Source organism: Saliphagus sp. LR7 (assembly GCF_003344565.1).
Lineage (GTDB): Archaea > Halobacteriota > Halobacteria > Halobacteriales > Natrialbaceae > Saliphagus > Saliphagus infecundisoli.
Genome location: NZ_QPND01000043.1, coordinates 1 through 13,818, shown reverse-complemented (window position 1 = coordinate 13,818; position 13,818 = coordinate 1). Strand labels below are relative to the sequence as shown.

The 13,818-nt window shown below is 55.2% G+C and carries 13 protein-coding genes and 2 pseudogenes; 7 read left to right on the top strand and 8 right to left on the bottom strand.

Translation table 11 applies throughout. The features are described from left to right. The first annotated feature begins 573 nt into the window (after positions 1-573). Both DVH23_RS22545 and DVH23_RS22540 read left to right on the top strand, forming a co-directional pair. On the top strand, positions 574-1,458 hold the full coding sequence (locus tag DVH23_RS22545; RefSeq protein WP_114579593.1) for an IS1595 family transposase: 885 nt from the start codon (positions 574-576) through the stop codon (positions 1,456-1,458). Between the two features lie 56 nt (positions 1,459-1,514). After that, entirely contained in the window at positions 1,515-2,546 is a 1,032-nt protein-coding gene (locus DVH23_RS22540; protein ID WP_114579592.1) for a DUF4013 domain-containing protein, read from the top strand. 234 nt (positions 2,547-2,780) lie between these two features. On the opposite strand, the pseudogene DVH23_RS22535 reads toward DVH23_RS22540, so the two are convergent. Then, positions 2,781-2,942, bottom strand: a pseudogene (locus tag DVH23_RS22535) (transposase); the annotation flags it as partial. A gap of 13 nt (positions 2,943-2,955) precedes the next feature. Between DVH23_RS22535 and DVH23_RS22530 the strand changes: the two are divergent. Beyond that, positions 2,956-3,237, top strand: a pseudogene (locus DVH23_RS22530) (recombinase family protein); the annotation flags it as partial. A gap of 102 nt (positions 3,238-3,339) precedes the next feature. Here DVH23_RS22530 and DVH23_RS22525 read toward each other — a convergent pair. The 3 genes from DVH23_RS22525 to DVH23_RS22515 all read right to left on the bottom strand — a co-directional run bounded on the left by DVH23_RS22525 (position 3,340) and on the right by DVH23_RS22515 (position 6,128). After that, positions 3,340-4,395, bottom strand: coding sequence for an alpha/beta hydrolase (locus DVH23_RS22525; protein WP_198668069.1), 1,056 nt, complete (start codon positions 4,393-4,395; stop codon positions 3,340-3,342). Positions 4,396-4,522: 127 nt separating this feature from the next. Next, a complete protein-coding gene (locus tag DVH23_RS22520) occupies positions 4,523-5,416 on the bottom strand; it encodes a ribonucleotide-diphosphate reductase subunit beta (protein ID WP_008422292.1) in 894 nt (297 codons plus the stop codon). Positions 5,417-5,477: 61 nt separating this feature from the next. Next, positions 5,478-6,128, bottom strand: coding sequence for a helix-turn-helix domain-containing protein (locus DVH23_RS22515; RefSeq protein ID WP_008422294.1), 651 nt, complete (start codon positions 6,126-6,128; stop codon positions 5,478-5,480). 368 nt (positions 6,129-6,496) lie between these two features. Between DVH23_RS22515 and DVH23_RS22510 the strand changes: the two genes are divergently transcribed. The 3 genes from DVH23_RS22510 to DVH23_RS22505 all read left to right on the top strand — a co-directional run bounded on the left by DVH23_RS22510 (position 6,497) and on the right by DVH23_RS22505 (position 10,589). Next, positions 6,497-8,398: a transposase gene (locus tag DVH23_RS22510; RefSeq protein ID WP_008422300.1), complete on the top strand. Its 1,902-nt coding sequence runs from the start codon at positions 6,497-6,499 to the stop codon at positions 8,396-8,398. Between the two features lie 193 nt (positions 8,399-8,591). Further along, entirely contained in the window at positions 8,592-8,735 is a 144-nt protein-coding gene (locus DVH23_RS24000; RefSeq protein ID WP_157972584.1) for a hypothetical protein, read from the top strand. 633 nt (positions 8,736-9,368) lie between these two features. Beyond that, the gene (locus tag DVH23_RS22505) at positions 9,369-10,589 is read left to right on the top strand and encodes a tyrosine-type recombinase/integrase (RefSeq protein WP_198668068.1); all 1,221 of its coding nucleotides are present in this window, start codon (positions 9,369-9,371) and stop codon (positions 10,587-10,589) included. Here the strand turns inward: DVH23_RS22505 and DVH23_RS22500 are convergent. Next, positions 10,586-11,029: an ArsR family transcriptional regulator gene (locus tag DVH23_RS22500; RefSeq protein ID WP_232833902.1), complete on the bottom strand. Its 444-nt coding sequence runs from the start codon at positions 11,027-11,029 to the stop codon at positions 10,586-10,588. The genes DVH23_RS22505 and DVH23_RS22500 overlap by 4 nt on opposite strands. Positions 11,030-11,163: 134 nt before the next feature. Here DVH23_RS22500 and DVH23_RS22495 point away from each other — a divergent pair, with 134 nt between their 5' ends. Further along, positions 11,164-11,721: a hypothetical protein gene (locus DVH23_RS22495; RefSeq protein ID WP_232833901.1), complete on the top strand. Its 558-nt coding sequence runs from the start codon at positions 11,164-11,166 to the stop codon at positions 11,719-11,721. Positions 11,722-11,876: 155 nt separating this feature from the next. On the opposite strand, the gene DVH23_RS24880 is transcribed toward DVH23_RS22495, so the two are convergent. From DVH23_RS24880 to DVH23_RS24875, 3 genes are all read right to left on the bottom strand, one after another. Then, positions 11,877-12,080 carry a hypothetical protein gene (locus tag DVH23_RS24880; protein WP_232833900.1) on the bottom strand — a complete coding sequence of 68 codons (204 nt, stop codon included), beginning with the start codon at positions 12,078-12,080 and terminating at the stop codon, positions 11,877-11,879. Between the two features lie 188 nt (positions 12,081-12,268). Beyond that, positions 12,269-13,132, bottom strand: coding sequence for a ParA family protein (locus DVH23_RS22485; protein WP_114579588.1), 864 nt, complete (start codon positions 13,130-13,132; stop codon positions 12,269-12,271). A 437-nt stretch (positions 13,133-13,569) separates the two neighbouring features. Then, a partial coding sequence (locus DVH23_RS24875) for a hypothetical protein (RefSeq protein WP_232833899.1) occupies positions 13,570-13,818 on the bottom strand: 249 nt, incomplete at its 5' end.

Sequence of the window (13,818 nt, the reverse complement as noted above, 5' to 3'; positions counted from 1 at the left end):
GAGCCGACGTTCAACATCCTGTGAGGAGGCTTCGTTGGACACACTCGTTGCCTCCTCAATCCGTCCGAAAAGTAGCTCCGATAAGCCGCCGCTGTCATGCGGTTCTTCTCTTAGCTAAAGACGGATGGGCGATTCAACAGAGCCATCTCAATGCGTTCACTGTGGGACGACCGGAGAATACGGGGACCTTCGGGGATTTCACAAGCTTTGTGAGAAAATAAAACAAGACGAGGCAGTTCGGCAATTCGCCAGGACCTTGTGCAACAAATTCTTTCTGTGAAAGGCAAAATATTGCACAAGGCGAGTCATCGTCACGACTATTACCCAGGATGAGCGACAGATAGCCGCACGGCACGCTTGTCGGACAGACTCGCTCGAGGCCGTGCCGATATCAGACGCACTATGAGCGGGTCCCATACCCCGCTCACCCTGTTGCGCCCACAAGCAACTGATCGACGATGGGCCACTGAGTTGGGCTTACTGAGACGCTCTTGTGAAGGACATTGTTGGTGGAGTAGCCATGGCTAAGAAAGCGTAGCGGGCAAGGATGACGCGGAAGCGTCACCCGGTAGGATGTTTCCATTCGCTGCCCTGAGTTCGGAGGAGAGCGCCGCGGACCTGCTCCAGCAGGTCCGCTGGCGCGACGGCCTCCAGTGCCCGCGCTGCCGATCCTCGTCGGTGATCAAGTACGGCAGCTACAGAGCCTTTCAGCGGTATCTCTGTAAGGATTGTGACCGAACCTTCAACGACAAGACCCGCACGATCTTCGCGCACGCGAAGATCGCGCTCGACGAGTGGCTCTTCGCGATCTACACGTTCGTCCGCTTCAACACCAGTATCCGCCAACTTACCGCCGAACTCGACCTCTCGTACAAGACACTTCACCGGCGTGTCGAGCGCTTCGCCAAAGCGCTCGACGCGCCTTCGATCGAGTTGTGCGGTCCCGTCGAGATCGACGAACTGTACGTTTCTGCCGGGTTGAAGGGTCGCGAGCGCGACGGGCTGTCGCGCTCGCGTGGCCTCTCCACGCGCGGGCGTGGAACCTACGAGGGTGACAAACCGCCGGTGTTCACCCTCGTCGACCGCGGGAGCGGGAAGCGGTACGTGATCCCCGCGAAATCGGCGAAGGAATCGACGGTTCGGCTCCTTCTCGCGACCTGCGAGAAGGAGCCACTCACGGTCTATACGGACGGATTTCGGGCATACGACCCGTTGGATGACGACGAGCGGTTCCACCGCGAGTCGGTCATCCATGCGGATAACGAGTACGTCGACGGAGACGCTCACGTGAACACTTGCGAGAGCCACGGGTCGCTGGTGCGACCGTGGCTCTCGCCTCATCGAGGGGTTTCGAAGGACAAGCTCACGCACTATCTGAGAGCGTTTCAGCTACGACGGCAAATCTACCGCAAACCTGGTCGAGAAGCGTTGAAACACGTTCTTCGAAAAGTGCTCTGACTCACCAACAATGTCCTTCACAAGAGCGAAGGTACTATCCACGAGATAGGTGGGATATGACACTGTATGCGGTCGATGCCGTTGGTGACGCTTTCAGCGCAACTCGAGAATTTCTCTTTCCGTTCGACCGGGATCGCTGGCTACGCCTCGCCCTAATCGTCTTTTTCATCGGTGGAGCAGGATCGGGATTCAACTTCCAAGCGAGCAGTCCCAATGTACCGTCATCGCCATCGACACCCGGTGGTCCATCGAGTGCTTTCGGAGTGAGTCCGGATACTCTCGTTGCAATACTTCTCGTGATCGCTGCTGTTGTGGTAATATTCGTTTTCGCGTTCGTTTTTATTGGATCGGTCATGGAGTTCGTTTTCGTTGAAGCGCTCCGCTCCAATGACGTGAGTATCCGACAGAACTTCCGCCGATACTGGCGACGGGGTTTCCGGTTGTTCGGCTTCCGGCTTTTATTCGGTCTTCTGACGCTCGCTGTCGTCGCTACTCCTTTCGTAGTGATGTTCGTTTCATTCTTTGATGGTTCTGATCCGAATGTTGGTGCCATTCTCGGTGCAGTGTTCTTGCTCATCGCGGTGGTGTTTCTCGTTGCCGTCATTGCTGGAGTGATCTATGGGTTCACGACGATGTTCGTTGTGCCGATTATGCTTGTCGAGAATCGCGGTGTGTTGTCGGCGTGGCGGCGGTTTTGGTCGACGCTTCGTGGCCAGTGGAAACAGTACGCGCTCTACGTGCTGGTCGAGCTCGGCCTGTCGATTGTGGCCGGTTTCGGCGTGTTACTCTTCGGCTTGCTCATTCTCGTCATCTTGGCGATCCCGTTTGGCTTGCTTGCCGGGCTCGTCCTCTTTGTGGGAGGGGGTTTCGGTAATCTTTCGACGGTCGGGGTAGTCGTGCTTGGAGTTTTGGCGGTTGTGTTCGGACTGTCGGTGTTCGTGGCATTCCTGTTCGTGCAGGTGCCCGTCCAGACGTACTTCCGGTACTACGCGCTGTTCGTGCTGGGAGATACGAACGAAGTGTTCGACCTCATCCCGGACCGTCGGATGGCAGTTCGGTCGGATGAAGATACACCGACTACGGGCTGACGCTGTTTGTGTAGAATGCACGATGCCGTGTTGAACGCAAGACAGCGTCGGGGTGGGGTCAGTAATTTACTGCTCAACAGCCTGAGACGCACGATCCTCCGATCAGAAGATGTAGCAGCTGTCGCTGATGACGTTCATCGAATAATTAGAAAATCGCATCTTCAAACTTATCTCTGTGACGACGGCGATGCCTCTGACCAATACGCTGGAGAAAGAGAGCAGGCGGCGATCGCAACTCGCCGCCTGCGATAGATTATGGACGATGCACTTGCGAGTGAGTTCGCGAAACTGGCCGTGCCAGCTCCGCGAGCGTAGCTTATCGCCGTCGTCTTCTTTCAGTAGTGAAAACCCGGTCTCGCTCATCCACCTCTGGTGGTAGCCATCATCGTCCATCCGCGTCCGAACACCCATGCGAATCGCCGCCTACGTCCGTGTCTCGACCGACGACCAGAACGAACAGCGACAGATGCGCGCCATCCGCGCGAAGTACGACGACGATCAGGAAGACAATCAAATCGACTGGTACTGCGACCTCGGCGAAAGCGGGGCCTCGACCTCACGACAAGAGTACCAGCGTCTCCGCGAGCACGTCGCGGAGTACGACGTGTTAGTCGCCCACGAACTCGACCGTCTTGTGCGGTCGTTTGCCGACCTCACGGGTTTCGTCGAGGACCTCCGTGAGAAGCAAATTTTCCATTCATAACGTGTGCTGAAATCACTCTCAGTAGGCTGGTTTCCGATGCAAAGGGTCAGTACTGAATCGTCCTCGACGATTTCGTCTCAGCTTGGATGACTATGTGTGGAACCACTCAGCAACATCTGGCCAAACGTCTTCATGCGAACTGTTCGAAAACAACAGTCCGATATGTCCGGTAGAGTGTTCGATAGTACTCACGTTGTCGGTACCGATTACGGCACTGAATGGCTGTGACGCTTCGGAAGGGATGAGATGGTCATCCTCACCGGTAATCTGAAGCACAGGCATATCGATCTCCGTAATATCGACGTGTTCACCGTTGAGATAGAAATCATTCGTGAATAGCTTGTTATCTTGATATATGTCCTCCACTAGTCGGATGTAGGTTTCGCCTGCCACGTCGATACCGTCTGAGAACCATCGCTCCATCCGAAGGAAGTTCATGACGAACTCTTCGTCGCCCAGATTCTCATACAGCCGGATGTACTTGCCAATCGTGCTATCGATAGGGTCCATCAGCGTGAAAATCACGTAGAGCAGTTCCGACGGCATATTTCCATATATATCGATCACGGTTTCGGGATCGTAGTACGTCTCATCACTCCACAATTCGAGCAGCCCGCCAGTATCGTCGAGATAGAGAGGGCTGGCTATCAACCCGAGTGCGTTCACTTTCTCGGAGTGGAGTGCAGCATACATCGCTGCCATCGTCCCGCCCGTACAGTAGCCGAGGAGATTGATCGACTCCTCTCCCGAGCGCTTACACACCTCGTCGACGCTATTGGCGATGTAGCGGTTGACGTAATCACTGAACGTCAGTCCCGCATCATACCGCGAGGGTTCGTTCCACTTGAGAAGGTACACGTCGTGACCGTCTTCCAGTAGATGGCGAATAACGCTTCGAGCAGGTTGTAGATCGAGGATATACGATTTGTTGATGAGTGCAGCGATCACGAGAATCGGCACGTCGTCTTGCTTGTCTGTCTTCGGCTCGTAGTGGTGCAACTCCAGCATGTCCTCAGTAGAGACGACCTCACTCGGTGTCTGACCCACCTCAACGGTCGAAGCTTCGTCGAGTCGCTCTTTTGTAACCGAGAGCTTGTGGAGCGGTTCTGTGATTGTATCCACTATCTCGCACGAGCGGTTACGCATCGGTGCGACCGGATTGAGTGGAAAATTAGTAAGTGTTGACATTGGTGTCTGGATATTGCGAAATGGCCGGGCCGAATGGGATTCGTGTCGTTTGTGCTGATTCAGCGTCGATTCACCGAATGGAGCGTCAATCCGCGAGCGAGGTCAACTCCTCAACGTCGGGGATGGATTCGCTCGCGACGGTAATCTGCTGCATGCGCTGTTCGTGTTTGTTCGTCGCGTAGTCGGTGAGTTCTGTCGGTGTGACGCCTTCGTCACCGGCGCGCTCGTAGCTCGGAATCGCCGCCTGCACCAACGGCAAGAGGTCACCGACAGTCTCCTCGATGACGGCTGGCTGTACGCGCTCGGTCTGGATGAGTTCTTTGAGCTTTGCCATCCCGAAGCCGACGTGGCGGCCTTCGTCGCTGCGAATGTAGGTGAGGCCCGAGACCAGTCCCGGCAGATGGGGAAGGTCAGGATAGGTGTCCTCGTCGAACTGGCGCGTGAGTCCGTAGTAGCCGGTCTGGGCGAGGATACCCTCGACAGTCATATGGTAGTGTGAGTACGATTTCGCGCGGTTTTCGGGCGTGTCCGCATCGAGCAGTGTGGCCATTGCAGCCTCGTTGCGCTCGAACAGCTCGTCGTATTCGTCCGAGAACCACCGCTCGTCAGCCGGCGAGGAGTGTTCCTGCCCACGGTCGTCCTCCGCCGCGTGGATCACTTCACGCCAGTACCGGTCGAAGAAGTCCGAGTGTTTGGCCTCTTCGTAGAGTTGGGTCGTGATGAACAGCTGGTCCTCGAAGTCATCGAGCGTGACCGCCAGCGGTGCGAGATCTTCCGCAACGGCATCCTCTCCCGCACCGAACAGCGCGAGCGCGCGCTTCAATCCCTCGAACGCTGCATCGTCGAGTTCGCCGAGTGCCTCACGGTCGGCGTCAAGGTCGATGTCGTGAGGGTCCCAGTGTTTCTCAACGGCGTGGCGGTAGTATCTGAACGTCTGTGCATCAGTATCGATCTGCATCGGTGCGTCAGTGGTCGCCATTACAGCTACGAGTAGGCCTCGTAGGTGAACGAGTGTTGAGCCTAACTCGTTGTGGTATTTATCAATGCCGTTCGTCGAGAGCGACAGTATGCCGAATGAGTCGGTCCTGTGCGCGGCGAAGTCGTTCGGAGACTGACGGTGCGGACACGCCGAATTCAGCCCCAATCTCCGCTAAGGAGCCAGTTCGCGGAATCGAGAAATAGCCCGCTTCGTGGGCAGCAAGCAACGTTTCGCGCTGTTTTGGCGTGAGGCCATACTCGTCGTCGGTCTCGGGTGAGGCTTCGAATATCTGGTCGAGTCGAAACGTAATATCGTACGTTTCACAGGAGTCGTAGAATTCGGCGAGTTCCTCACGGTCGGCAAACCGGATACGTGCTCGCCATCCCGTCGGCGTGATTGTCGCGTTGATTGGGGCGGTATCCAATCGAACGAACTCAGTGTAGATGGCTGGCGGTTGTTCGGATAACTCCACGCGATAGAGACGACGATTCTGTGTCGTTCCGAGTACACTGTACGTCGCCACCGCCGTCTCGTCGAGCGCCGGTTCGAGTGTATCGAATGTTCCACCTTTGGCCCAGAAAACGATCACCGGCCGGCTGCGCTCGGAGATCAGAATGTCATCAATTCTGAGAGTTGAGTCCGGAGCAGTAGCGGCAACCGCTGTTAGCGGTAATCGGTCCGAGATCAGATCGAACTCGACAACGAGAGTCATTGGTATTCGAGAGAAGAGAGACTCTCTTCAGCAATAAAAGAGCCTACGTGGTGTGAGATGTTCGATTCAAACCCTCTCAACGATAGACCCAGCGAGGGCGCGGGTGTAAACCAGGCCAATTATATGACTGTCAGCAGTAGTATCGGAGTACCCGACAAAACCTATGGCACAGCACTCACCGCACCACAGGACGTGATTGACTGGGCAACACTGCCCAGCGTCTGCTTGTCGGGTGACTCGTGGTGGCGGGTGAGACAGATGCCATGGGAGCGAACTCACATTCAGAGTCGGACGCGGATTCACCCGACACGGACGCACGTATCGACGCGAAACCACCTGCCGCGAACCGATTGAACGACACGGCGGAGATGGTTGCGGCGGCTCTCGTCGCTGACGCTACCGATTATCACGGACAGACTCGGTTTTTCGAGGACGAACTCGACGGGACGGACGATGCTCTCGACGGATTCGTTGCGGATGTTACGACTATCGGACAGTCGCAGTGCGAACGCGCGACGGACTACGGTGACATCGAGATGTTGGTCTCCCGGCTCCCGATTGAGCATCTCACGTTCGCCGCGCATGATTCGTTAGCGCCGTACTCGGGACCGTATCCGATGGCGCTACTGGTGCGGGCGTTCATCATCGAGGAGATCAACGGCTGGGACGAGACCGCCCTCCACGACCACCTCCGAGCAAACCCATCTCTCCGCCGCAGGCTCGGGTTCGAGACACTCCCAAACCAATCGACGTTCTGGCGCGCGTGGAACCACCGCTTCAGCGAAGCTCTCCGCGACGCCGTACAGGCGTGTGCTGAGGGGATTGTGAAGGCCGCACGCGCCTGCGATGTCTCCGTACCCGAGCGAGTCAGCACCAGCGAGGCGGGCGAATCAAACTCCGTTGACTGTCCGGAGCGCCAACTGCTCGCACAGAAAACCAACGAGGTGTGGCAGCAGGCGAAACCGTTCGTCACGGATGCGTTCGCGCTTGACCGAGGACCGAACTGGGAGATTCACGAGAACGCTTTCTGGGAGCAGCACGCCTACATGGGGATGCGCGAGGACATGTACGCGCGCAGCGGTCCAGCCTCGTTCTCGCTTGATACGACACGCGAACGTATTCCAACTGGATCGACCCACCGCTACCAGATCGGCAAGCACTCGGTTGCGGACATTCGCACAATGCTGCGGAACACCACGCGGATGATCATCGCCCGCGCCCGACAGAACGGCGAACTCACGGGCAAGCTCTGGGCAGCCATCGACGTGACCAAGGGATTTCCGTTCACTGGTGACACCGAGGACCATGAGGACGATATCCTCGGACACAGGGATGGAAACGAGTATTACCAGTGGGCGGTGCTCAAGATCGTCGGGATGGACGTACCGCTTGTCCTCGACGCCATCCCGCGCGAACGAGGTCAATCGAAAGACGAGATCGTGGAGAAACTGCTCGAACACACGACCGAGATGGTGAATCTCGACCTCGTGATGATGGATCGGGAGTTCGATAGCGGTCCAGTGAAGGATACTTGCGAAGAGTATGGCGTTCACTTCCTGAACCCGACGCGCATTTTCGAAGGTAGTGACGAGGCCGAGACCATCGCGTGGATGTACCGCAACGGCAAACGCTTCCACGTCGTCGAGGAGGAATCCGATGACGACATGCCGACACGCAAGAAAATCTATCTCCCGCAGCACTCGAACTCGGGCGGTGACGACGATGACGAAGACGACAGTCTCTCGGCAGTGTGGACGGAGCTGTGCGGCGAGTGGGAGTTCGAGGACGTGGACGGTGAATCAAGCGAGCGGATGTCGTTCTCGCGGCTGCTCGCGGACATCCAGCGCGAAGAGGAAATCGAAGAGCGCAAGGAGAAAGCGCAGGACGGAGACGTGGACACATCCGAGACGGTAGTGTTCGAGACGAACCACCCGTATGTGACGGCGCGTGATGCCGACGATCAGCAGATGGACGGGAAGGAATTCATCCACATGATCGAGCGGCTGATCCGGTGGTATCGCCGTCGTTGGGGTATCGAGAACGGTTTTAAGAAGCAGAAGCATTTCATGGTGCGGACCACCTCGACCGAGAGCGACTATCGGTTCTTCAACTTCGCGTTCGCGTGCGTGCTGTATAACGTCTGGCGACTCGTCGATTTACTCGTGAAGCTCGCCATCGACGGCGAGAACAGGTCGTACAAGCCACGAGTGGATGCGAACCAGTTCCTGACCGTGGCGAAGCAATTCTACGGTCTCGACCCACCCGACTGACGCCGCCACTTTCCCGTGTCCGCCCGACTCGTGAGCGGCGGCGCTGTTTCACGCCACTTTATTTCGCATTGCAAGGGTCCGATACTGAGATGATGACTTGATGGTGATTCCCGTTCGTTTACTACACGCGAGCGAGTATTAGAATGAATAGGAAGGCTGTGCATGACAAATCAAGCTAGCCGACATCAGATGTGTGCTGTATAACGTCTGGCGGCTGGTGGACCTGCTGGTGAAGCTCGCCATCGACGGCGAGAACAGGTCGTACGCACCGCGCGTCGATGCGAACCAATTCCTGACCGTCGCCAAGCAGTGGTACGGTCTCGATCCGCCTGATTAACGCCAGAACCCCCGTGTTCGCCCGACTTGTGAGCGGCGGCACTGTGTTGAGACACTTTGTTTCAGGACATTATCAGACAATTTCGGAATAACGAGCTGATTTGGATCGGTGTTAGTTTTCACCGCCGGAGAAATGTCCGGAAAGAACGTCTGGATTGTGCATTGCTGAGCTACCTGCCCGACATCAGGTCTTGTATGGGTATGTCCCGTTCCGGCTCACGTTGACGGGTGGGACCTTCCATGATAGATAGAGTGTTTCTCCAGAAAGGGTTAAGACTTCGTTTCAATGCACAAGAGCACGCGATCAAGAACCTCTGTATGCATCGGCCCCATAGAGGAAGTATCACCACCAGTGGGTAACACAGACCATTTCTCTCTTATGCCCTTTACCTTCTCTCCATACTATACCAGTATAAAAAATCAATTTGGAAAAGTATACAGCGTTATATGGTTTACAATGGTTGTCCACGATTAGAGCGGGATTGCTGTATATCTTGGTTGTCCGCATGCGACACCCTACTACACAAAATATTAGGCAAATAAACACAAATGCTGAACTAGCCAGTAATGCAACTCTTAGAATCCACCCAGAACAAAGTAATCCGCCTTCTCGACCTTCTCAGCGGTGATTCGCGTGCCTGAACACATCAACTGGTCACGGAAATCACTCGACGAACTGCAACATGTTTGGACCGTCGACATTGAACCAGCACTCGAACGCGCGGGCTATGATCTCGATTCGCGACCGACCTACCAGCAGCTGCTCGACGTCGGATACGGTGGTATCTGTTACACGCTTCGCGAACATCACGACCTCACACTTTCGGCGTTCCTCGCAGGAGTCGGCTACGATGAAGAGCCGTCTTCGGATTCCAACTCCTGGGATATCGACGACGAAACCACCATCAACGAACTGAACGCGTATATTCGAACGCTCGACCAGCGACGGAACCTTGCCGAATCAACGATCACTACTAAGCGATCCCGGCTCGTGACCTACGCGCGCCTGTATCACGATATCCACGGCAGCGCTGATCTCGTCGGCCGACTCACCGATCTCGAGTCCCAACCTGATGAGATCGAACGGGTGCTTGCCGCCTTCGATGAACTCGATCACGACCTGGAGAGTGACGCCTCGAAGCTCCGTTACCTTGGCGACGTCTCGCAGTTCTACGAACACCTCCAGCGGCGAGGGAAAGCTGCCTACAACCCGGCAGGGACTATCGAGATGGAATACGGCTGGCAACGTTCTGAACCCGATAATGCAGCCCTCTCGAGCGAACAAGTGTGGCGGATCTACGACGCCGTCGACGAAGCGAGTGATGAACTCCTCGTCCTGGCGCTGTGTGCATGGGGACTCCGTCGGAACGAGGTCGCGTCGTTGCATGTCTCCCAACTCGTTCTCGAGGGAGAGGATCCTCACATTCACTTTGACGAGCGCAAGAACGGACCAGGGACGGTCGCACTGATCTACGGCCGTGAGACACTCAATGATCGTCTCGACGCGTTAGGTGCGTCTGATCGAGACTGGAACGGGTACCTGTTCCCCTCGACGGCGGCCGCAAGCGGCCATATCGTGGGTGAAACGGTCCAGGCACGCTTCCAGCGGCTTGCAGAGCGTGCTGACGTCCGTGTTCGTGGGGAGACGCCCACGTCGAAGATGGGACGCCGGTTCTGGTACACGACATATCTCGACTCCCAAACGGATCTCCTCGAGAACCTCGATGCGATTGCGGTCGACCAGGGGAGTTCCGACCCGAGTGTTGTCCTGAAAAACTACCTGTCAGAAGAAGAACGGCGGCAGTATCGTCGAGAGTTCATGCGTGAGCGACTCGCGAGCGCCTTCGAGAGTTAATCAGCAGTGACTTTGTCGCTTCGCTCTCTGGATTCGTCTGTATCTGGACGCGGCATTGCTTCTAGTTCTTGCAGTTCTGGGTCTTTCTTCAGGCGGTCATACTGTCGTTTCCAGGCGCTTTCGGGAAACAACCCGTTCTTATCGAAGAGCTCTCTTGCTTCATCGGTCAGCTGGTAGAACTTGTACGGGTATCCTCGTGTTCGCTCTCCAACTGGGATGATGAGCTCTTCGACGACGTTTGCCTCTTTTAATACGGAGAGGTGTCCACGGATCGTGTCTTTCTTGAGACTTGGATTCGTTTTGGTGAGTTCATCAACGCTAGGGGCTCCATCTGGGTGCCCCACGATGTCTGCGATGATATTCGCTCGGCTCTCTTCGGTCACAGTTTGGAGGGTACGCCAGGTATCGTTTTTAGGGTCGGGATTGGCCGTTGGATTCATGCGTGTAGATAGCGGATCCTCCAGCATAAAAACTCCGATTTTTTAGGCTGCTAATTGAACCAGTAGTTGCGCGTCTAGATAGGACAATATCTAAACCAGTAGTTACAATACCTATGCGGCGATTCCATGATATAATGGATGACGACGAAGGGATTGATCCGGATTTTATTGATATCGAAGGCTTGGCGCTTGATTACGAGGAGCATGAGAAACTCAAGTCGCTCCTGCACAGCAACCAGTTCCAAACACTCGCATACGCTGACCGGCGATATCTTATTCTAGGGGAAGGGGGGGATACCGATGCCGCTGACCGCCGGATGAGCGTCTATAACTGGCTTGACGACCGCCCGAGTGCGACAGCGTTTCGGTTAGAAGACTTTGGGTTGACGCCTGACGATCTTTCACTCTGGGCCTCAATGTACGAACAGCTGTGTGACCGTGCGACTCATATTATACTCGTGGTTGAAGACTACGAAGGGGGGCACGTTTGGGAGATGGGATACTTGTTCCATCAGGAAATTCGTGAGACGGTCTGGGTTCTCAAGCGTGACTACGGTGATGCGGAAACGAACCGAGCGCACTTCAATAATGGAATGGCAGCCTCCCACCTCCAATTGCTCGAAAACGCTGACCGAACTATCCACTGGCAAGACACAGACGACCTCAAATCGGCTACCGAGCGCCTCCCCTAATCATCTCGTCCCACCCACATAATTATCCGTCAGATTGTTCAATCATACTGCTCATTCGACCAGTAATACTGGCCAGTGTTACTGGTTAAACTGTCTGGTGATGTCACAGAGGATGCAAGGTTGAACTCCCTGATTCGAGCGTTTTTGAACACCGTCTAGATATCTGCACCCCACTCACGAAGGATCTCCTCAGCATCATCGAGATTTTGCATTCCGGCACGATAGATTGCTTCACGAGCGTCGAGTTTGTAGATATCAGTGTCGAACCGGTCGTTGAGTTCCCGCCGTGCATCCGTTTCCTTGGTGTGGGTGTCCTCGTAGACGAACAGTTGATGCACGTCGTCACGATCGTCTTTCACCCTGTCTCGAACCACTATTCGTGGTAAGTCTGACCGGTCAAACTGTCCAGTATTACTGGAGGGCTGCGCTATTGTTTCCGACTGCCCTGCTTGGTCAGACTGGTCAGTCTTACGGGTCTGTGACGTTGGTTTGTCATCGTGGTCGTCGTCATTCGATTCATCAGCGAACGGATCCTGACCACCCTCTTTCATGCTGGCACCTCTGTGAACTGGTCAGTGATGTATTCGACCAGTTCGTCGAATTTCTCGAGAGTTGGTTGTTCGTAGTCACGGAGGTCGCGATACTCATCGTTTTCCGCGAGTTCGTAGATTGAAACTTGGTTGTCCCACGCATCGCCAAGCATTGATCCCCGCTCGCCGATCGATATCGGTGCGATCGGGAGTGATTCATCTTCTAGGGCGTCAAGATATTTCTGGTTGATATTGGTCCCTTTGAGCTTGTTCGGCACTGCACCAATCACGCCAACGTCGATATTGCCGAGTTCTGTCTCGAGTCCATTCACCACATTGCGAAGCCCCTGAATACTCCGCTCACCTTTTGGAGAGGGTTCGAACGGGATGAGCAGGTTCGACGTTGCATAAACGGCATTGTAGAGATGTTGTCCTTCTGAGGCTGGCGGGTCGATGATGATTGTGTCATACGTCGACGGCACGTCGGCATCGACGAGCACGCGGCGAAGTTGCGTCTCCTTTTCGAAGGTGTAATCGGGGTCAGGGTGAGTGTCTTCTTCGAGTTCAGCCGCCTTCGAAAGCAAGTCTGTGAGATTCCCGAGAGTATTGTGACTCGGAATTACGTCAATACCTTCGCTGGTTCGGATAAGATCGTCAAACTCGCCACGTGGCCGACCGATCATATGGAGCACGAGATTGTCGGCTTCAGCGTCGGACTTGTGGCCGTCGAGCCCGAAATGATGAGTCAGACCACCGTCCTGTGGGTCCATGTCAATTGCGAGAACCTTCTGACCTCGGTTGGTGTGCGCGCGAGCAAGGGTTGCAGTGAACGTCGTTTTCCCGACGCCACCAGCCTCCGACCAAACCGTGTACGGTATCATCTAATCTAATAATCTTGCCCCACCCACATAAATACTCGTCAGACTGTCCGATCATACTGCGCATTTTGACCAGTAACACTGGGCAGTATTACTGGATATACTGATTGGGGGTGGTATAGGGGCTGTGAGATTGATCTCTCCGGTTCGAGTGTTTTGAGGAACGTTGATTCTCCAATGCTTGGATTACTCGGGTCTTGCTGATCGAAGTACTGTGTTCGGAGTTGGTCATCCCCTGTTTCTTGCGGGGGGTCATCGATCATCTGAAGATCGTCTCTTTGAGGACATTGTTCATCGAGTAGCCGTGTCAGTGTAGGTTTGATCCGCACCGGATTGGGGACATCCTGGAACGTGATATCTTCCGTACTCGTCCCGGCGGTGTATATGCGGATATCGCCGAACGAGAGCACTCGCTCGAAGATGGATTTCAGTTACGATTGCTATCTTCCGTATAACCACATGAGAAGGGCAATTATCCAGAGGACGAGAATGTAGCCAACTACAGGAAATATATCGATAGCACCGCCGAGTTCTGCCGTACCCAAAGCGAGTAGAACTAGACTCAGTCGATCACATCGGGTTAGAGTAAGCGTCTGCTTGGATGCGGTGTGAAGCCTACCCAAGCAGACAACAAGGTAGAGGAAGAGCACCTGCTTAATTTTGTCGTCAACAGCCTCGGAGACGATCTC